The sequence below is a fragment of the Hyphomicrobiales bacterium genome, assembly GCA_030688605.1.
Classification (GTDB): domain Bacteria; phylum Pseudomonadota; class Alphaproteobacteria; order Rhizobiales; family NORP267; genus JAUYJB01.
Genome location: JAUYJB010000167.1, coordinates 13560 through 33990 on the forward strand (window position 1 = coordinate 13560; position 20431 = coordinate 33990).

Below are 20431 nucleotides of genomic sequence, written 5' to 3' on the forward strand. Positions count from 1 at the left end.
GGTGGCTTGTAACCGGGTGTAGCCGCATGGCAGGGTTGCAAATTTCGCATATGCGAGATGTATGTTGCGGTGCAGCGCGCGGTTGCGGAATGGCACGATAAAGGCGCTGAATGTGTGTTATCCCTCGGACCCGAAAATCGGTGATTCCGCATGTTCCAGAAATTCGACGCCATCGCGGACCCCGCCGCCGGCACAAGGCGGCTCAAGGCCTTGCGCGAGGAGCTTCGGGGCCGCGGGCTGATCGGCTTTTTCGTCCCCCATACCGACGAGCATCAGAACGAATATCTGCCAGCTTGCGCCGAGCGCCTGTTCTGGCTGACCGGCTTTTCCGGCTCGGCCGGCTGCGCCGTCGTCCTCGCGGACAGGGCGGCGATCTTCGTCGATGGGCGCTACACGCTGCAGGTCCGCGCCCAGGTCGACACGGACTGCTTCGCGCCGAAGAATGTCGGCGACGAAACGCCCTATGAGTGGCTGCAGCGGCGGCTTTCCGCCGGCGACCGATTCGGCTACGACCCGAAGCTGCACACGGTTGAAAGCGCGGGCAAGCTTGAAGCGGCCTGCGGCGCGGCCGACGCGAGTCTTGTCGCCTGCGAGACCAACCCGATCGACGCCATCTGGACCGACCGGCCGGCGCCGCCGCTCGGCCCGGTCGTTCTGCATCCCTCAAGCCTTGCCGGTGAGAGCGCCGAGAGCAAGATTTCGCGGCTCAGCAACCGCCTCGGCGAGCTGCGCGCCGACGCCGTGATCCTCACCCGGCCGGATTCGATCGCCTGGCTGTTCAACATCCGCGGCCACGACATCGCCCACACGCCGGTGCCGCTTTCCTTCGCCATCGCCTTCCGCGCCGACGACCGCCCGCCGCGGCTGTTCATCGACGGCCGCAAGCTCGGCAACGAGACGCGCAGCGAAATCTCCGCTCATGCCGATATTTTCGAGCCCGCCGAGCTCGGCACGGCCCTCGCCGAGCTCAAGGGCAATGAGCCGGTGGTGCGGCTCGATCCGGTGACCGTTTCGCAATGGTTCGAGCATGAGCTTTCGGGCGGCGCGGCCCGCATCCAGCACGGGCCCGACCCCTGCATGGCGATGAAGTCGCGCAAGAACGAGGTCGAGATCAACGGCGCCCGGGCGGCGCATCTGCGCGACGGGGTGTCGCTTGCCCGCTTTCTCGCCTGGCTCGACCGCGAAGCCCCTTTAGGCGGCGTCGACGAGATCAAGGCAGTGGAGCGGCTGGAGGCGTTGCGCGCCGAGACCGGCAAGCTCAAGGACATATCCTTCGACACCATATCCGGCACCGGACCGAACGGTGCCGTCGTGCACTACCGCGTGACCCGGGCCAGCAACCGGCGGCTTGAGCCGGACACGCTCTACCTCATCGATTCCGGCGCCCAATACGAAGACGGCACCACCGACGTCACCCGCACCGTCGCCATCGGCCGGCCGTCAGACGAGATGCGCGATCGCTATACCCGCGTGCTCAAGGGTCATATCGCCGTCGCCACGGCGCGCTTTCCCGTAGGCACTACCGGCACCCAGCTCGACCCCTTCGCCCGCCGCGCCCTGTGGGAGGCCGGCGTCGACTATGACCACGGCACCGGCCACGGGGTCGGCAGCTTCCTGTCGGTGCATGAGGGGCCGGCGCGCATCGCCAAGGTCCAGACCGTGGCGCTGGAGCCCGGCATGATCATTTCCAACGAGCCGGGCTACTACAAGTCGGGTGCCTATGGCATCCGCATCGAGAATCTGGTGCTGGTGCGCTCGGCGGTCGAGGTGGAGGGCGGTGAGCGGCCGCTCCTTTCCTTCGAGACCCTGACGCTCGTCCCGATCGACCAGCGGCCGATCGCGCCGGAGTTGCTGACAGTCGAAGAAATTCAATGGCTTAACGCCTATCACGCGGGCGTGCGCGAGGCGCTGTCGCCGCATCTGGGCGCCGACGACAGGGCGTGGCTGGAGCAGGCGACCCGGCCGCTGAAGGGTTAGAGCCGGTCAGATGAGATAGCGCAGCAGCACCACGCAAGCGACCCCGATTGCCATGGTGGCGATGATCGGCAGGCGCTGCGCCACGATGATGGTCACGATGGCGGCAAGGCTCTCCGCAGGTCCCGTCGCCAGCACGCTGGGCGCGACCAGCGCGGTCAGGATCGCCGCCGGCAGGGCTTCGAGCGCCGCCAGCGCCCGCGGCCCCGGTGCAAGGCGCGCGATCATCCACGGCCCCAGCCCGCGCGTCGCATAGGTGACGAGCGCCATGCCGGCGATGGCGAGGAAGGTCGCGATCTCGCCGCTCACGGCTGGCCGCCCTTGCCCAGAAACGCCGCCGCGGTAAGGCCTGCAAGACTGCCGGCGAGGATCGGCAGCGGCCCCGGCGCAACGAGATGGATGAGCGCCGCCGCAACGCCGCTTGCCGCCACCACCGCGAGGCTCGCCCGGTCGCGGGCAAGCGCAACGATGAGGCCGATGAAGATCGCCGTGAACGCGAAGTCGAAGCCGAAGCGCCGCGGCTCCTCGATCGCCGCGCCGGCGAGAGCGCCGATGGCGGTGAAGACGACCCAGACGGAATAGAGCGGCACCATGAGACCGGCATAGTAGGCCGGTGTCAGCGTCTTCTCCCGCGCCCGCCGCTCGGCCAGCGCCCAGGACTCGTCGACCAGAAAGAACAGGCACAAGTGGCGCTTGGCCGGCGAGAATTCCCGCAAGCGCGGCGCCAGCGACGCGCCCATCAGAAGGTGACTCGCATTGACCAGCGCGGTCGCCGCGACGATGAGCAGGATCGGCGCGGGCTCGCTCCACAGGCCGAGCGCCACGAACTGCGAAGCGCCGGCGAAGACCGTGGCGCTCATGGTTATGGTGGCGGTCGTGCCGAGACCCTTCTGCGCCGCCAGAGCGCCGATGAGCAGCGCGAAAGGGATGACGGCGATGACCGCCGGCAGCACATCACGCGCTCCATCGCGAAACTCCGCCGCGAAATCCCTGCCCATTCCGGCGCCCGCGCTCACGCCTCTTCGATGAGCCTGAGCCAGGCCTCCTCGTCGATCACCTCGACGCCGAGCGCCTCCGCATCCCTCAGCTTGGAGCCGGCGCCGGGGCCGGCGACGAGGAGGTCGGTGTTCCTGGAGACGGAGCCGGCGACCTTGGCGCCCAGCGCCGCGGCGCGCGCCTTGGCCTCGGCCCGGGTCATCTTCTCCAGCGTGCCGGTGAACACGACGGTCTTGCCGGATACCGGGCTTGCGCGCACCGTCGCCATGTCGGCGACCCTGACTTCGGCGGTAAGGCGGTCGAGCAATTGCTGATTGTGTGGCTCGGAGAAGAAATCGACGACGGCCGCGGCGACTACCTCGCCGATGCCTTCGATGCCGTCGAGCTCGGCCCGCGCCGCCGCGGCGCCTGCCGCGGCCTCCTCCATCGCCGCCCGGAAGCGGGAAAACGCGCCATAGGCGCGGGCGATGCGCCGGGCGTTGGTCTCTCCGACATGGCGGATGCCGAGCCCATAGAGGAAGCGGTCAAAGCCGATGCGCCGCCGCGCCTCGATGGCATCGAACAGCTTCTTGGCGGACACTTCACCAAAGCCTTCCCATTCGGCGAGGGGCGGCTTGCCCGCATTCCCATCGCGCGCCTGAAGCGTGAAAATATCGGCCGGCTCCTTGATCAGCCCCTCTTCCCAGAACAGCTCGATCTGCTTCTCGCCCAACCCCTCGATGTCGAAGGCGTTGCGCGACACGAAATGCTTTAGGCGCTCGACGATCTGCGCCGGGCAGATCAGCCCGCCGGTGCAGCGGCGCACCGCGTCTTCCTTGCCCGTCTTGGGGTTGACCTCGCGCACCGCGTGGCTGCGGCAGACCGGGCAGATCTCGGGAAATTCGTAGGGCTTGGAGCGACCCTTCCGGTCCGGATCGACGACCCGCAGGATTTGCGGGATGACGTCGCCGGCGCGCTGCACCTCCACCGTATCCCCCTTGCGGACATCCTTGCGCTTGATCTCGTCTTCATTGTGCAGGGTCGCGTTCGACACCACGACCCCGCCGACAGTCACCGGTTCGAGCTTGGCGACCGGCGTCAGCGCGCCGGTGCGTCCCACCTGGATGTCGATGTCGCGCAGAATGGTGAACGCCTTTTCGGCCGGGAATTTGTGGGCAACCGCCCAGCGCGGGCTGCGCGAGACGAAACCGAGCCGCTCCTGCAGGTCGAGCCGGTCAACCTTGTAGACGACGCCGTCGATGTCGAAGCCGAGCGTGGGGCGCTCAAGCTCCAGTTCCCGGTGATAGGCGATCAGCGCGTCCGCCCCGTCGACCCGCTTGACCAGCGTACTGACCGGAAAGCCCCATTTGGCGATGGCCTGCATCACCTCGAACTGGGTTTCCGCGGGAAGCTCGCTCGTCTCGCCCCAGCCCCAGGCGAAGAAGCGCAGCGGCCGCGTGGCGGTGATGCCGGGATCAAGCTGGCGCAGGGAGCCTGCCGCCGCGTTGCGCGGATTGGCGAACACCCTGTCGCCGTCCTTCGCCTGGGCTTCGTTGAGGGCGGCGAAATCGGCGTGGGTCATATAGACCTCGCCGCGCACCTCGAAGATATCAGGCGATTTGGAGCCGGAAACCCGCTCCGGGATGTCGCCGATGGTCCTCAGATTGGCGGTGACGTTCTCGCCCTCGCGTCCATCGCCGCGCGTCGCCCCGGAAACGAAGCGGCCGGCCTCGTAGCGCAGCGAGATCGACAGTCCGTCGATCTTGGGCTCCGCCGTATAGGCGACCGCCTCGCCGTCCTTAAGGTTGAGGAAGCGACGCAGCCGCGCCTCGAACTCGTGCACGTCCTCGGCTTTGAAGGCATTGTTGAGCGACAGCATCGGCACGGCGTGGACGACCTTGCCGAAGGCGGCGACGGGGGCCGCGCCGACACGCTTGCTCGGGCTGTCGGCGCGAACCAGATCGGGAAAGCGCTCCTCGATGGATTCGTTGCGCTGGCGCAGCGCATCATATTCGGCGTCGGAGATGACGGGCGCGGATTGTTGATAGTAGAGCTGATCGTGCCGGGCAATTTCGTCGGCCAGCCGTGCAAGCTCCGCTTTGGCCTCGCCGCGCGTCAGCTTGTCGACGGCACGCTCCTGCGCTTCGGCCTTTCCGATCATGGATGCCGCCCCCGGACAGGGCCTCTATCCGGCGCCGGCTAAGAGGCGCTCGGCCTGGGCGCGCGCTTCCGCGGTGACCTCGGCGCCGGAAAGCATGCGCGCGATCTCCTCCTGCCGGCGCGGCGCGTCGAGCGTGGCAATGCGGGTCACGAGCAGGTTCCTGGCGTGGTCGGGCTCCTCCTTGGTGATGAGGAGGTGGCTGGCAGCGCGCGCCGCGACTTGTGGCGCATGGGTGACCGCGATCACCTGCACCCCCTTGGCGAGGCGCGCGAGGCGCTGGCCGATGGCGTCGGCGACCGCGCCGCCGACCGCGGTGTCGATCTCGTCGAAGATCAGCGTCGGCGCGCTGCCCTTGTCGGCGAGGGCCACTTTCAGGGCAAGGATGAAACGGGCAAGCTCGCCGCCGGATGCGATCTTGCGCAGTGGGCCGGGTGCCGAGCCGGGATTGGTCCTGACCCAGAACTCGACCCGGTCGATGCCGAATTCGCCGCCGCTTTCCGTGTCCGAATCAATGTTGACCATGAACGTGGCGCGGGCAAGCTTCAACGGCGCAAGCTCCCCCGCCACCGCCCCTTCCAGCGCCCGCGCCGCGGCGCGGCGCTTGGCGCTGAGGGTTGCGGCCGAGGCGGCATAAGTCTTTTCGGCCTCGCTCAAACTCTCGCGCAGGCGCTCGAACTCCGCTTCACCGGCATCGATGCCGTCGAGCTTGACCTGTAGTGCCTCGCGCAGCGCCGCCAATTCGTCGACCGGGCAGCCATGCTTGCGCGCCGCAGCGCGCAGGGCGAACAGTCGCTCCTCCGCCTTTTCCAGCTCGTCTGCATCAAAAGCGCAGGACGCCACGGCCCGTTCGAGGCTCGCCAGCGCTTCGGACGTTTCGTTGAGCGCCCGCTCCAGCGCATCGGCGCTCGGCTTGACCAGCTCCGGCGCCCGCTCCGCCTGGCGCTCCAGCCGGCGCAGCACGGAAGCGAGCCGTGCAACCAGCGCCCCGTCGCCGTCGAGTGTGGCCAGCGCTTCCTTCAGATCGTCGGCGACCTTTTCCGCCTGCATCATCAGCTGCCGCTGCGCGGCCAACTTCTCCTCCTCGCCCGGCTGGGGCGCGAGCCGACCAAGTTCCTCCAACGCGTGCACCAGAAAGTCGCGCTCGCGCGCCGCTGCCGTGATATCGGCCTCGTGCGCGTCTAGTGCCCGTCGCGCCTGCCCGCGGCGCGCCCAGTCCGCCCGCACCGCGCCGACCTCCGCTCCGAGATCGCCGAAGGCATCGAGCAGGCCCCGGTGCACCGCCGGATCGATCAAGGCGCGGTCGTCGTGCTGGCCGTGGATCTCGACCATCAGGGCGCCAACCTGCTTCAGAAGCTGGGCGCTGACCGGACGGTCGTTGATGAAGGCGCGGGTGCGCCCATCGGCGGACTGCACGCGGCGCAGGATCAGACTGTCCTCGCGCGAAATCCCGTTTTCCTCAAGCAGCGCCCAGACCGGGTGATTGCGGTTCGGCTCGAATACCGCCACCACCTCGCCGCTCGCCGCCCCCTGGCGCACCAGCGAGGAGTCGCCGCGCGCACCGAGCGAAAGCGCCAGCGAATCGAGCAGGATCGACTTGCCCGTCCCTGTCTCTCCGGTGAGCACGCTCAAACCCTGCCCGAAGCCGATATTCAGGCGTTCCATCAAGACGATGTCGCGGATGGTGAGCGCCGCGAGCATGGGACTAGAGCGCTATCCGGCCATCAGGATTGGCGGGTGAACCGATTTGACCCATCAAATTGATCCCATATCGCCGGATCGTGCTCTAGCAGGCTGTTGAAAAAGGGAACGATGTTCGCGCTATGATTCCGGTCTGTTCATGCTCGGATTCTATGACGTTTCGTGAACAAACGACTTTTTCAACAGCCTGCTAGGTGCCGGTTGCCGTCTTCCACACCGAGCTCAGCCATGAGCCCTTGTCCTCGCGCGGCTCCAGGCCGCCACTCTGCAACAGCGCAAAGGCGTCCTTGTACCAGGGGCTCGTCGGATAGTTGTGGCCGAGAATGGCGGTCGCGGTTTGCGCCTCGCTGGTGATTCCCATCGCCATATAGGCCTCGGTCAGGCGCATCAGCGCCTCCTCGATCTGCGAACTGGTCTGGTAGTTCTTGACCACCGTCTTGAAGCGGTTGAGGGCGGCGACATAGTCATTGTGCCTGAGATAGTAGCGACCGATCTCCATCTCCTTGCCGGCGAGCTGGTCACTGGCCTGTTGCAGCTTCTTGCGGGCGTCGCGGGCATAGTCGGTTTCCGGGTAGCGCCGCACAACCTCGCGCAGACCTTCCATCGCGCTCTCGGTTCGCTGCTGGTCGCGGGTCACGTCGGGGATCTGGTCATAATAGGATTGGGCGATCAGGAACTGGGCGTAGGCTGCGTCCTCGCCGCCGGGATGCAGCGTGACGTAGCGTTTGGCCGCCTGGATCGCCTCTTCGTAACTGCGGCTCTGATAGTAAGCGAAAGCCGCCATGACGATAGCCTTGCGCGCCCATTCCGAATAGGGATGCTGGCGCTCGACATCCTCGAACTTGGCCGCCGCCGAGCGGTAGTTTTCCTCGGCGAGAAGACTGAGCGCCTCGTTGTAAAGCTTGCCGACCGGCTCGTCCTGGAAGGCCAGCTGCGAATCCTCGTCGGAGGAGCAGGCGGACATGCCGATGGCGGCGAAGCCGAGCAACATGGCGCAGAATAGCACACGCCTGAGGGATGGCGCTCCCCCGCCGCGCCTTCCGCCCATACCGCTGTGCGATTGCAGCATCTTCACTCGTTCGTTGTTAAGGCAGCCCCATGCATCTCAGCCGCGCAAACGCGTTGAGCGACGCCGACCGTCATAGCGCAAACGCCCCCCCGGTGCCAGCATCCGAGGAGGAAAATGCGGTTGTTTTATGGCCGCCGCCGGCGGCAACAGGCCGCCGGCGACAGGTCCCGGGAAAGGGAGGTTAGGAGAGGTCGGGACCGAAAGCAGGAAGGGCGACGCCGGCGGCAAGCTCGGCATGACCCCCGGTGCGCCGGGTGCGGCCTTCGACCCATGTCCATGCGTCGCGATCGGCCGCAAGCCCGCGCAAAACTTGGTAGTTGAGGTGATGGCCGCCACGCACCGAGCGGTAGCGGCCAAGGATTGGCGCGCCGGCCAGAGCCAGGTCGCCGATGGCGTCGAGCGCCTTGTGGCGGACGAACTCGTCGGCCCAGCGCAAGCCTTCCGGGTTCATGATCTGGCCTGCGTCGAGAACCACCGTATTGTCGAGCGAGGCGCCCATGGCGTAACCGGAGGCCCAAAGCCGCTCAACCTCGTTGACGAAGCCGAAGGTCCGCGCGCGCGCCAATTCGGCAATGAAACTCGCCGGCGTCACGTCCAGCGCGATTCGCTGGGTTCCGATCAACGGCGAATCGAATTCGATGGTCACGTCGATGGCAAAACCGTCATACGGCATCAACTCGCCGACGCTTCGTCCCGATTCGACCCGGATCGGTTTGACGATCTTGACGAACCGGCGCGGTGCATTCTGGGTGCGGATACCGGATTGCCGGATCGCCTCGACAAACGGCGCCGCGCTGCCATCCAGGATCGGCACTTCCGCCCCGTCGATCTCGATCAGGGCGTTGTCGATGCCAAGGCCTCCCAGGGCCGCGATCAGATGCTCGACCGTGGACACTGCCGCCCCCGACGGATCGCCGAGCGCGGTGCACATCTCGGTCGCGCAAACCGAGCGCAGAAGCGCCGGAATCTCGACCTCCTCATCGACATCGCCGCGAACGAACACCACCCCGGTGTCGACCTCGGCGGGAAAGATTGTTAACGATGCTTCAGCGCCACTGTGAACGCCTACGCCGCTAAACTCGATTGACTCTGCAATCGTTGATTGCCTCAAAGGCATAAGTCGTCCCATGTGCCCCACACTCTCGCCCTATTCGAATGCTACTCTGTCGACTTCCCCCGAGGTCGTATCACGTCACAGAGTCCCCCCGCGACATTACGTGGACCCATGGTGGTCCGACGAGTGAGCAACTCAACATAACGACCAGTTAGGTCAGGAGAATACCGACTGTGGCGGACGACGCCAAATCACGGTTTCTTACCTTCTGTTACGAACTTTTCCTCCCCATTGCCAAGCCAAAAAAGCCCGGATTTCCGCAATATCCGCCCAGCGCGCCCGCGGCTGAGACCGTCCACAGATTATCCCCAACAGCTCACGACGATCTGCGCAAGGGAACCGACCCGAACGGCTGCGGCACCTCAATTCGCCTGGCGCCGCAGGAAGGCGGGGATCTCCAAATGATCGTCGTCGCCGGGCGTCGGCGCCGGCGCGCCAGCAGTCTTCTCCGTGTGCACCGCCGCCTCGCGCCGCGGCCCCTGACGGTTAGTCTGCTCGCGCGTGAGGCTGCGGCGGGTGTGGCCTTCGCGGACAGGCGCCTTGCCCAAGCTCGGCTCGATCGCCCGACCGTCATCTACCTCCTCACCCTCGAGCATACCCAATCCGGCGCTCGCCAAGCGTTTGAAAAAATTTGACTTTTTCTTGTGCGCCTCAATCCCCATCTGGGACTCCTGGCCACCGGCGGCACGCGCCTCATTTTGTGCCGGCAACGGGAATTCGTCGATCCGCGGCATGCGCGGTCGGTCGCGCTCGGGTCGCTCGGCGGCAGGGGGAATGAACGGCGCATCGCCGTCCTCTTCCACTTCAGCCTGCGCGTCCGGGGCGCTCACCGGCGCAGCCTTCGGCTTCAGCGGGCGCAGCCGCACGCCGTCTTCCGTCAGCGTCTCTCCGGCACCGTCAGAACCCTCCGCATCGCCGTCGCCGGCGTCCTGCTCCTCCTGCGCCAATTTGTCGCTCTGAGCCAATTGTGAACGCACCAGATGCAGCCGCGCCTCGGCCGCGGCCTGAGTGCGCGCGGACATGTCGGCGATCATGGCCTCGCCGCTCTGACGCGCCACCAGATCGGCACCGTCGATGCCGGTGGAAACGACCGATACGCGGATCACCCCCTCCAGCGAATCATCGAACGTGGCGCCGACGATGATATTGGCGTCGGGGTCAACCTCCTCGCGAATGCGGGTGGCCGCCTCGTCGACCTCGTAGAGCGTCAGGTCGTGGCCGCCGGTAATCGAGATCAGGAGGCCGCGGGCGCCCCGCATCGAGACGTCGTCGAGCAGCGGATTGGAGATCGCCGCTTCCGCCGCTTCCACCGCGCGCTTCTCGCCGGAGGCCTCGCCGGTGCCCATCATCGCCTTACCCATCTCGCTCATCACCGCGCGCACGTCGGCGAAGTCGAGGTTGATCAGCCCCTCCTTGACGATCAGGTCGGTGATGCAGGCCACGCCCGAATAGAGCACCTGGTCGGCCATGGCAAAAGCGTCCGCGAAGGTCGTTTTCTCATTGGCGACGCGGAACAGGTTCTGGTTCGGAATGATGATCAGCGTGTCGACATGGCCTTGCATCTCGACAATGCCGGCGTCGGCGGTGCGCATTCGCCGGACGCCTTCGAACTGGAACGGCTTGGTCACCACGCCAACGGTGAGGATGCCCTGCTCCCGCGCCGCGCGCGCGATCACGGGGGCCGCGCCGGTGCCGGTGCCGCCGCCCATGCCGGCGGTTACGAACACCATATGCGCGCCGGAGAGCTGATCACGGATTTCGTCGATCGCCTCCTCGGCCGCGGCATTGCCGATCTCCGGATGGGAACCGGCGCCGAGCCCCTCGGTCAGCTCGGTACCCATCTGGATGCGCCGCTCCGCGCAGGATGCGGCCAGCGCCTGGGCGTCGGTATTGGCAACGACGAAATCGACACCCTGCAGACCCGACTGGATCATGTTGTTGACCGCATTGCCGCCGGCTCCGCCAACGCCGAAGACGGTGATGCGTGGTTTGAGTTCCTTCACGTTCGGAACCTTCAGATTGATCGTCATGAGACCCCCTTGCAGGCACGTCCTCCGGACAGGCCGCTCCGGAAACCGGCCGTATTGGTTGTTTCGCACCCGGGTTCGACGCCGAAACGATGGAGCCAATTCTTGCGCTGCGCGTCCATCAGAAGCTCTCCCTGATCCATTGCCCCATGCGCGCCAGAACACCGGCTGCGTCTAATCTTCGGGGGCTTAAGTCTTGAAAATCGATCACTTCGCTGTCCTTGACCTGCGGATAGACCAGCAGGCCGACGGCCGTGGCGAAGGCCGGCCCGCGCACCGCCTCGGGCAGTCCGGTGATGCCGAGAGGACGGCCGATGCGCACCTGCTTGTCGAGAATGCGCTGGGCGAGCTCACGCGCGCCGGTCATATTGCTGGCGCCGCCGACGAGGACCGCATGCTTGCCCGCATAGCGGGAAAAGCCGTTGGCCTGGAGACGATCGCGGACGAGCTCCAGGGTCTCCTCGAGCCGCGGCCTGATGATGCCGGTGAGCATCGATTTCGGGATCTGATTGCCGGCATCGTCGCCATCGTCTCCGACCAGCGGCACGGTCATCACCTCGCGCTCGTCGGATTGGCTCGGCAGGGCGCTGCCATAAAGGGTCTTGATGCGCTCGGCCTCGTTGATGCCGGTCGACAGGCCGCGCGCAATGTCGGTGGTGATGTGGTTGCCGCCGAGCCCCACGACGTCGGCATAGACGAAATTTCCGTCGCGGAAGATCGCCGAGCCGGTGGTGCCGCCGCCCATGTCGACAACGAGCACGCCGAGATCGGCCTCATCTTCGATCAGGCAGGACAGGCCCGAGGCGTAGGGCGTGGCGGCAAAGCCGTCGATCTCCAAATGGCAGCGGCGGATGCACAGGCTGAGATTGCGCAGCGGCGCCAATTCGGCGGAGACGACATGGATATCCACGCCCAGCGTGTCGCCGAGCATGCCGCGCGGGTCGCGGATGCTGCGATTGCCGTCCAGCGTGTAGCCGATGGGGATCGAATGGATGACGCTGCGCGCCCGGTGGGTGGAATGCTGCCGCCCGGCCCGCAGCACGCGCTGGATGACCGGCTCTTCAACCTCGCGCCCATCGATGCCCACGCTGGCCGAGAAGGCTTCTGAATGAATGTGCCCGCAGGAGACGTTCACGGTGACCGAATCGACGGTGATGCCGGCCATGCGCTCGGCCCCGTCGACGGCCGCGCGAACTGCCTGCTCGGCCGCCTCCATGTCGACGATCGCCCCCGACTTGACGCCGCGCGCGAGCTGGTGGCCGATGCCGAGAAACTCGATATCGTGGCTGCGGCGCGGCAGGTTGGAAGGGCGCAGCGTCGGTTTCAGCTTGGCGATCAGGCAGCAGATCTTGCTGCTCCCGATGTCGAGCACGGCGCGGATGCTCGCTCGGTTCTGAGGCACGGACGGCGTGCGGGCGCCGTGCGGATGATCGTTCATCGCGTTCACGTGTCGGCCCCCTTTTTCTTGCCCAGCGCCTTTTCGCGCTCCTTGATCGCGGCCTGGCGCCGCGTCGCCGCCTCATCGGTAAGGCGGATCGTGAGCCGATCGGCAAGACGCAGATCGATGCCGGCGATGTCGCGCTGCAGCAGTCCGTAAGCCTCGTCGATGGCGGCAAGCTCGTCGATGGCCGCCGCGACGTTCTTCTCGGGCAGGCGGATATCGAGACCGTTGAGAAGACGAATGTTCCAGCGCCGGTCGGCGACGCGCACGCTTGCGCGCATCCGCGCGACAAGGCTCGGCCAGCGTTGCAACAGGGCGAAAAACGGCCGCGCCTCGACATTGGCGCCGAAGCCGACAACGAGCGGCAAGGTGGCGTAGTCGGCACCGCTAGCGTCGGAAATGACCCGGCCTTCCTCGTCGATGACCGACAAGGCCCCGCCTCGCTGCCACACCGCATAGGGTCGGCGCTCCTCGATCGACACCTTGACCACATCCGGCAGCAGCCGCAGCACCGTCGCCTGCTTGACCCAGCGCAGGGTCTCGATGCGGGCCCGCGCCCGATGGGTATCGAACCAAAGGATCGACTGGCCCGGCTCAACCCCGAGGGCCGCCATCACCTCGTCCCGGCGCCCGCTCTTCACGCCGTCAACCTCAATTCTGCCGATGGTCAGATGCGTGACGCCGGCAAGGCTGCGATAGGCCGTGCCAGCGAAGGCAGCGGAGCTGTCGAAGGCGCCGTTCAGAACGGCCGTGTAAAGGCCTGTCAGGCCGTAGAAGACGAAACAAGCGAGGAGTGCCGCCCGGCGTAACCCAGCACCTGTGAGCCCGCCGGAAAAACGAGCGAATTTGCGGGCGGTCCGATCGGAAAGGAAGACAAACCGGGCGAGAAAGGGCTTGCGCACCGCGCGCCGACTCCCGGCCACGCCGCGGCGCGGGACCATTCTTCTTCCCCTCACCTGTTGCACGACGCGTCCTCCACCATCCAACGCACCAGTTCGCCGAACGAGTGTCCGGCATGGGCGGCAAGTTCGGGAACCAGAGAGGTTTCCGTCATGCCGGGCTGGGTATTGACCTCCAGGCACACCATTTCCCCGGCGTCCGCGTACCGATCGTCAAAACGGAAGTCGGCTCGGCTGACGCCGCGGCACCCCAATGCCTGATGCGCCTCTAGTGTTAATCTCTGTACCAATTGGTAAAGATTTGGTGAAATTTCTGCCGGGAGGATATGTTTTGAGCCGCCCGGCGCGTATTTCGCCTCATAGTCGTAAAAACGCGTGGCGGGCACGATCTCGATGACCCCCAGCGCCACATCGCCCATCACCGCGCAGGTCAGCTCGCGGCCCGGCACGTAGCGCTCCACCAGCACCTCCTCGCCGAGCGCCCAATCGGCCGAATAGAGCTCCTGAGGTGGGTGTTCCTGATCCTCCGGCACGATGAAGACGCCGACGCTCGAGCCCTCGCACACCGGCTTGATGACATAGGGCGGCTTCATGACGTGGCGCCGCGCCGCTTCGAGCCGCGGCACCACCTTGCCTTCCGCGACCGGGATGCGGGCGGCCTTGAACAGGGCCCTGGCACACGGCTTGTGCATCGCCAGCGCCGAGGCGAGCACACCGGAATGGGTATAGGGAATGGCCAGAATCTCGAGGATGCCCTGGATGCAGCCATCCTCGCCGAAACGGCCATGCAGCGCATTGAAGGCAACATCGGGCCTGAGCTTGTCGAGGACGCCCGCGATGTCGCGCTTGACGTCGATCCGCGTGACCCTGAATCCCTCCTCTTCGAGCGCCCTGGCGCAGGCTTCGCCGGACTTGAGGCTTACCTCGCGCTCGGCCGACCAGCCGCCCATCAGGACCGCGACATGATTTCTGTAGCCGGTCACGGGCGGGCTCCTTCTTCGCCGGTCTCGGCGAGCTCCAGGAACTTGCCGACGCGCTCGATCTCCCATTCCAGCTCAACGCCGCAGCGCTCATGCACTTGCCGGCGCACGGTTTCGCCAAGCGTCTCCAGATCGGCGGCGCTCGCCGTCCCCGTGTTGATGAGGAAGTTGCAGTGCTTTTCGGAGACCTGGGCACCGCCAAGGCGCAAACCCCGGCAGCCGGCGCGCTCGATTAGCGCCCAGGCCTGCTCGCCCGGCGGGTTCTTGAAGGTCGAGCCTCCGGTGCGGGTGTCGACCGGCTGGGTGTCGCCGCGTTCCGCGGTGATCCGGTCCATCTCGGCCCGGATCGCCGCCCGTTCGCCGGCCTCGCCCTGGAACAGCGCCTCGGTGAAGATGAACTCCTCGGGTACCGCCGAACGGCGGTAGACAAAGCCCATCTCGTCTGCACCCAGCGTCTTCTCCTCGCCGTCGCGGCCGAAGGCGCGCGCCGAAACGAAGATATCCTTTATCTCGCGGCCATAGGCGCCGGCATTCATGCGCAAGGCGCCGCCAACGGCACCGGGGATGCCGCGCAGGAAGGCAAGGCCGGATATGCCGGCATCGGCCGCCGCGCGGGCGACCTTGACATCCAGGGCGCCGGCGCCGGCGCGGATCCGGTAGCCCGTCTCGACCTTGATGGCCGCAAGGCCGCGGCCAAGGCGGATCACGACCCCGGCCACGCCGCCGTCGCGCACCAGCAGGTTGGAGCAGGCGCCGATCGCAAGCAGCGGCACGTCGCGCGGGAGATGCTTGAGAAAAAGCCCGAGATCGTCGGCGTCCGCCGGCTCGAACAGGACCTCCGCCGGTCCGCCGACGCGAAACCAAGTGATGTCCTTTAGCGGCACACGGCCGTCGAGACGCCCGCGCAGGCCGGGCATGTCTTGGCGCAATCTTTCGGCAAGCGAGGGTCGGCCGGTCACTGGGCCGCCCCCGCCCGGTCGCGCAGCGCGCCGGGAAGCGCATTCGCCCATTGGGTGATCGAACCGGCGCCAAGACAGATGACGAAGTCATCCTTGCGGGCGATTTCGGCGACCAGCCCCGGCAGAGCCTCGGGCCCCTTGAGTGGCATCACGCGGCGGTGGCCGCGGGCAATGATGCCTTGTACCAGGGCGTCGCGGTGAACGCCCTCGATCGGCGCCTCGCCGGCCGGATATACATCGGCGACCACCACCATGTCGGCATCGTTGAAACAGGCGCAAAAGTCGCCGAACAGGTCGCGCAGGCGCGTGTAGCGGTGCGGCTGGACGACGGCGATGACGCGGCCACGGGCAGCCGAACGGGCAGCCCTGAGGACAGCTGCGATCTCCACCGGATGGTGGGCATAGTCGTCGAATATGGTGACGTCGTTCCATTCGCCGATGCGGGTGAAACGTCGCTTGACCCCGGCGAAGCGGGCGAGCCCGGCGCGGATCGTCTCCGCGTCGATGCCGAGCTCGCGCGCCACCACGACCGCCGCGAGCGCGTTCATGGCGTTGTGCAGCCCGATCATCGGCAGCTTCAGGTCGGCGATGGTCGCACTCTCGCCGCTGACTGCATCACGCAGCACTGCGTCGAAGCGGGTCCCTGCCGGGCCGGAGTCGAAATTGACGAGCTGCGCGTCAGCCTGCGGGTTGCGCCCATAGGTGATGATGCGCCGGTCCTCGATGCGCCCGACCAGCGCCTGCACCTCCGGATGGTCGAGGCACATGACGCCGAAGCCATAGAAGGGGATGTTCTCGACGAAGGCGCGGAAGGCGCGCCGCGCGGCGTCGAAGTTGCCGTAATGGTCAAGATGCTCCGGATCTATATTGGTGACGACGGCGATCTCGGCCGGGAGCTTGACGAAGGTGCCGTCGGATTCGTCGGCCTCGACGACCATCCATTCGCCGGCGCCGAGCCGGGCGTTGGTGCCGTAGGCGTTAATGATGCCGCCATTGATGACGGTCGGGTCGAGCCCCCCGGCCTCCAGCAGCGCCGCGATCAGCGAGGTGGTTGTCGTTTTGCCGTGGGTGCCGCCGACGGCGATACAGCTTTTCAGCCGCATCAATTCGGCCAGCATCTCGGCCCGGCGCACCACCGGCAGGTGGCGTGCCCGCGCCGCGGCAAGCTCCGGATTGTCGCGCTTCACCGCCGAGGAGATGACCACCACCTTGGCCTCGCCCAGATGCGCCGGGTCGTGACCGACGGAAACCGGAATGCCCATCTCGCGCAGGCGCTTGACGTTCGCGTTATCGGCAAGGTCGCTGCCCTGCACGGCATAGCCGAGAATGTGCATGACTTCGGCGATGCCGCTCATGCCGATGCCGCCAATGCCGACGAAATGGGTGGCGCCGATATCCAGCGGCATTTTCATGAAGACGTTTCCTCTTGCGGCGCCGCCATCGCCCGACGTCCCTTTGCCAGCGCATCGACGAGATCGGCGAGGCGGGCAACCGCGTCGGGCCGGCCGAGCGCCCGCGCAGCAGCCGCGACATGCCACAACTGCTCCGGATTGCCCATCAGCCGCTCAAGCTCTTGTGCCAGAAATTCCGGTGTGAACGCCGATTGCGGCATAAGCCAGGCGGCTTCGCGGTGCTCCAGCGCGGTCGCGTTCATGAGCTGGTCATTGTCGATGGCCCCCGGCAGCGGCACCAGAATGGCCGGCCGGCCGATCACGGTCAGCTCCGTCGCGGTGCTGGCGCCGGAGCGTGAAATCACGAGATGCGCAGCGGCGATGCGGGCCGGCAGGTCGGCGAAGAAGGGCGCGACCTCGGCCTTGACGCCGAGCCCGTCATAGGCTTGCGATACCCGCTCCATGTCCTCAGGGCGCGCCTGCTGCACCATCTCAAGCCTCCCGCGCGCCTCCTCGCTCAAGCCGGCGACCGCCTCCGGCACAACGTCGGCGAAGACGCGCGCTCCCTGGCTGCCGCCGAAGACGAGCAAGCGGAACTCCCCACGCGCATCAGGCTTGTCGTAGCGCCTGGCGGCCGCGGCGACCACTGCGGCGCGCACCGGAACGCCGGTGTGGGTAACCTTCCAGCGGTCGCGACGGCTCACCAGCGCGGTATCGGGGAATCCGACCGCGATCGCGGTCACGAAGCGCTTGAGCAACCGGTTGGCGCGCCCCATGATCGCGTTCTGCTCGTGCACACAGGTCTCAACCCGCCGCGCCCAGGCCGCCAGGATCGGCGGTACGGTCGGATAGCCGCCAAAGCCGACGGCGACGGACGGCTTGATGCGGCCGATCAACGACCAAGCGGCAAAAAACCCTGCCATGAGGGTCCATGCCGTCTTCGCCAGCGCCAAGGGGCTGCGCGCGCCGACGGTCGCCGCCGGCAGCACGTGGACGGCCTCGGCCGGGAAGCTGTCGCGGAAGCGGCCGCCGCGCGCATCGGTGGCGAGATGCACGTGCCAGCCGCGCTGCCCGAGCTCCTCGGCCAGTGCCTGGGCGGGAAACAGATGCCCGCCGGTGCCGCCCGCGGCCAGCAACGCCAGACGCCCGTCGCCTGCGCGGACCCCGCTCACGGCCCCGAGCCTCTCCCGCCGGCCAACAGCCTCGCGTCGATGACCGACTCCTCGGTGACGCGCCGTCGCGTCAGGCCGAGCACCATGCCGAGCGCGTAGCACATGGACAGCGTCGACGAGCCGCCGGCAGAAATCAGCGGCAGGGTCATGCCCTTGGCCGGCAACAGAGCCAGGTTGACGCCCATATTGATCGCAGCCTGCAGGCCGAACATGACGATAAGGCCGCCGACCGCAAACCGCATGAACGGATCGGTCTCGCGAAACGCGCCCAAGAGCACGCGCAGGACGATGAAGGCGAACAGTGCCAGCAGCGTCAGGCAGACGATGATGCCGTACTCTTCCGCCGTAACCGCGAATACGAAGTCGGTGTGTGAATCCGGCAACAGCCGCTTAACCGTGCCCTCGCCGGGGCCACGCCCGAACCAGCCGCCGCGGATGAAGGATTCCAGCGCCGTGTCGATCTGGTAGGTGTCGCCCGAGGCGGGGTCGAGAAAGCGGTCGACCCGTGCCGTCACGTGCGGCACCAACGTGTAGGCGGCGAACAGCCCGGCCATGCCGAGGCCGCCGAGCATGATGATCCACGGCCAGGCCATACCGGCCATGAAGAACAGAGCACCCCAGACGAGGGCTGTAAGCAGCGCCTGGCCGACATCTGGCTGCAGCAGCAGCAGCGCCACGAAGACGATGAGCAGGCCGGTGGCGAGCGACGCGCCGGGAATATCGGGCCGCCTTCCGCCTTCCGCGAACAGCCAGGCGGCGAGGAGCACGAAAGCCGGCTTGACGAACTCCGAGGGCTGCAGCGAAAAGCCGGCGATTTCGATCCAACGCCGCGCCCCCTTGATCTCGGGGCCCTGAAACAGGGCAATGACCATTAACACCAGTCCGCCTGCGAACAGCACTAAGGCCACGCGGCGCATCTGCCGCGCCGTCAGGAGCGAGGTCATCAGCATGGCGCCGAGGCCGATGCTCAAGAACGCTGCCTGACGCTTGACGAAATGAAACTGGTCGAGGCCGAGCTTGAGCGCCACCGGGGGGCTCGCCGCCATGGTGAAGACGATGCCGAACACGGCCAGGCACAGGATCGCGGCGACCAGCACACGGTCGACGGTCCACCACCATTCGGCAAGCGCAGAACGGTCAGCCCGGCCTAGGCTCAACATGCGCTCATCCCCTCTTTCCTCGCCCCGCCGCCAAGCTGCGCCACCGCCATGCGGAATGCCTCGCCACGCGCCTCGAAATTGGCGAACTGGTCGAAAGAGGCGCAGGCCGGCGCCAACAGGACCACCGGTTGCGCGGCTCGGCTTTGCGCCGCATCGGCGGCAGCCTGGCGCACCGCGCTCTCAACATCGCCGTTTATGGTAAACGCCACCTTTCCGGCGAGCGTCTTGGCAAATGCGTCCGCCGCCTCGCCAATCAGATAGGCGTGGGCGATCTTGGGGAAATATTCGCCAAGCGACGAGATGCCGCCCGATTTGGGCCTGCCGCCGGCGATCCAGTAGATGGTATCGAAACAATCCAGAGCGCGGGCCGCCGCGTCGGCATTGGTCGCCTTGGAATCGTTGACGAACAGGACCGCGCCAATGCGGCCGATCTCCTCCATGCGGTGGGCAAGACCTGGAAAGGAGTGAAGCGCCCGCACGATTTGATCCGCAGCCACCCCGAGCACGCGGGCAGCCGCGAAGGCCGCCGCAGCGTTCTGCCAATTGTGGGCGCCGCGCAGACTGCCCGCGCGTGAGATGTCGGCGACCTCCTGGACGCTGTCGCCGAGACTCTGATAAAGGCGCCCGCCGCGCGCGAAGACACCGCGCGTGACCGCGTCGCGATTGGAAATGCGTATCAGCCGGCCGCCGCCTTTTTCAATGGCATCGGCAATTGCCCGGCATTCCGCATCATCAGCGCCGACGATTGCCATGCCCTTGCGCGCCGCCGCCTCGGCCAGCCGTGCCTTGATCGCCGCATAGCCGGCAAAGCTGCCGTGGCGGTCGAGATGGTCCTCAGCGAGGTTCAAGAGCACGCCGACATCCGGCGCAAGGCTCGGCGTCAGGTCGATCTGATAGGAGGAATATTCAATGACGTAGATGGTCGCATCGCTCACCTCGTCGAGTGCCAGCACCGGCACGCCGATATTGCCGCCAAGCCCGACCGACCGACGTGCCGTCTTTATTATATGGGCGATAAGGGCGGCGGTGGTCGACTTGCCATTGGTGCCGGTAACGGCGACGAGGCGGGATTTTGGCGCCCGCGCCGCCCGCTCGCGCTCGAAGAGCTCGGTGTCGCCGATCACTTCCGCCTTCGCCTGGCGGGCGAGCCGCACCGACCAGTGCGGCTCGGGATGCGTGAGCGGCACGCCGGGGCTAAGCACCAACGCCGAAATGGCCGACCAATCGGCAGCCTTCAGATCGGCAATCGCGATGCCCTCGGCCTCGGCCGCCGCACGGTGCCCACCGTCGTCGTCGAAGGCCAGCACCTTGGCACCGCCGGCGACCAGCGCCCGCGCCGACGCAATTCCGCTCAGGCCGAGCCCGAACACCGCGACCACGCGCCCGGCGAATGAGGTGACCGGCACCATGG

The 20431-nt window shown here is 66.8% G+C and carries 16 protein-coding genes; 1 reads left to right on the forward strand and 15 read right to left on the reverse strand.

Features of this window, described 5'->3' with window-relative positions; translation table 11 throughout:
• The first annotated feature begins 150 nt into the window (after positions 1 to 150).
• Positions 151 to 1977, forward strand: a complete 1827-nt coding sequence (locus tag Q8P46_17345) for an aminopeptidase P family protein (protein ID MDP2621914.1) — start codon at positions 151 to 153, stop codon at positions 1975 to 1977.
• A 6-nt stretch (positions 1978 to 1983) separates the two neighbouring features.
• Here the strand turns inward: Q8P46_17345 and Q8P46_17350 are convergent, their stop codons facing one another.
• The 15 genes from Q8P46_17350 to murD all read right to left on the reverse strand — a co-directional run bounded on the left by Q8P46_17350 (position 1984) and on the right by murD (position 20429).
• Positions 1984 to 2283, reverse strand: coding sequence for an AzlD domain-containing protein (locus tag Q8P46_17350; protein ID MDP2621915.1), 300 nt, complete (start codon positions 2281 to 2283; stop codon positions 1984 to 1986).
• A complete protein-coding gene (locus Q8P46_17355; GenBank protein ID MDP2621916.1) occupies positions 2280 to 2990 on the reverse strand; it encodes an AzlC family ABC transporter permease in 711 nt (236 codons plus the stop codon). The genes Q8P46_17350 and Q8P46_17355 overlap by 4 nt, the downstream gene beginning before the upstream one ends.
• Entirely contained in the window at positions 2987 to 5110 is a 2124-nt protein-coding gene (ligA, locus tag Q8P46_17360) for an NAD-dependent DNA ligase LigA (GenBank protein ID MDP2621917.1), read from the reverse strand. The genes Q8P46_17355 and ligA overlap by 4 nt, the downstream gene beginning before the upstream one ends.
• A gap of 24 nt (positions 5111 to 5134) precedes the next feature.
• Positions 5135 to 6808: a DNA repair protein RecN gene (gene recN / locus Q8P46_17365; protein ID MDP2621918.1), complete on the reverse strand. Its 1674-nt coding sequence runs from the start codon at positions 6806 to 6808 to the stop codon at positions 5135 to 5137.
• A gap of 190 nt (positions 6809 to 6998) precedes the next feature.
• Complete coding sequence (locus Q8P46_17370) at positions 6999 to 7772, reverse strand: outer membrane protein assembly factor BamD (GenBank protein ID MDP2621919.1); 774 nt, start codon at positions 7770 to 7772, stop codon at positions 6999 to 7001.
• A 286-nt stretch (positions 7773 to 8058) separates the two neighbouring features.
• The gene (lpxC, locus tag Q8P46_17375) at positions 8059 to 8994 is read right to left on the reverse strand and encodes a UDP-3-O-acyl-N-acetylglucosamine deacetylase (protein ID MDP2621920.1); all 936 of its coding nucleotides are present in this window, start codon (positions 8992 to 8994) and stop codon (positions 8059 to 8061) included.
• A 359-nt stretch (positions 8995 to 9353) separates the two neighbouring features.
• Entirely contained in the window at positions 9354 to 11021 is a 1668-nt protein-coding gene (gene ftsZ / locus Q8P46_17380) for a cell division protein FtsZ (GenBank protein ID MDP2621921.1), read from the reverse strand.
• Between the two features lie 118 nt (positions 11022 to 11139).
• Positions 11140 to 12456, reverse strand: coding sequence for a cell division protein FtsA (gene ftsA, locus Q8P46_17385; GenBank protein ID MDP2621922.1), 1317 nt, complete (start codon positions 12454 to 12456; stop codon positions 11140 to 11142).
• A 5-nt stretch (positions 12457 to 12461) separates the two neighbouring features.
• Complete coding sequence (locus tag Q8P46_17390; GenBank protein ID MDP2621923.1) at positions 12462 to 13400, reverse strand: cell division protein FtsQ/DivIB; 939 nt, start codon at positions 13398 to 13400, stop codon at positions 12462 to 12464.
• An 11-nt stretch (positions 13401 to 13411) separates the two neighbouring features.
• Entirely contained in the window at positions 13412 to 14341 is a 930-nt protein-coding gene (locus Q8P46_17395; GenBank protein ID MDP2621924.1) for a D-alanine--D-alanine ligase, read from the reverse strand.
• Entirely contained in the window at positions 14338 to 15297 is a 960-nt protein-coding gene (gene murB, locus Q8P46_17400; GenBank protein MDP2621925.1) for a UDP-N-acetylmuramate dehydrogenase, read from the reverse strand. Before murB ends, Q8P46_17395 begins: the two co-directional genes overlap by 4 nt.
• The gene (gene murC, locus Q8P46_17405) at positions 15294 to 16709 is read right to left on the reverse strand and encodes a UDP-N-acetylmuramate--L-alanine ligase (GenBank protein MDP2621926.1); all 1416 of its coding nucleotides are present in this window, start codon (positions 16707 to 16709) and stop codon (positions 15294 to 15296) included. The genes murB and murC overlap by 4 nt, the downstream gene beginning before the upstream one ends.
• Positions 16706 to 17860, reverse strand: coding sequence for an undecaprenyldiphospho-muramoylpentapeptide beta-N-acetylglucosaminyltransferase (murG, locus tag Q8P46_17410; GenBank protein MDP2621927.1), 1155 nt, complete (start codon positions 17858 to 17860; stop codon positions 16706 to 16708). Before murG ends, murC begins: the two co-directional genes overlap by 4 nt.
• Positions 17857 to 19020 carry a putative lipid II flippase FtsW gene (gene ftsW, locus Q8P46_17415; protein ID MDP2621928.1) on the reverse strand — a complete coding sequence of 388 codons (1164 nt, stop codon included), beginning with the start codon at positions 19018 to 19020 and terminating at the stop codon, positions 17857 to 17859. Before ftsW ends, murG begins: the two co-directional genes overlap by 4 nt.
• Entirely contained in the window at positions 19014 to 20429 is a 1416-nt protein-coding gene (gene murD / locus Q8P46_17420; protein ID MDP2621929.1) for a UDP-N-acetylmuramoyl-L-alanine--D-glutamate ligase, read from the reverse strand. Before murD ends, ftsW begins: the two co-directional genes overlap by 7 nt.
• Positions 20430 to 20431: the final 2 nt, after the last annotated feature.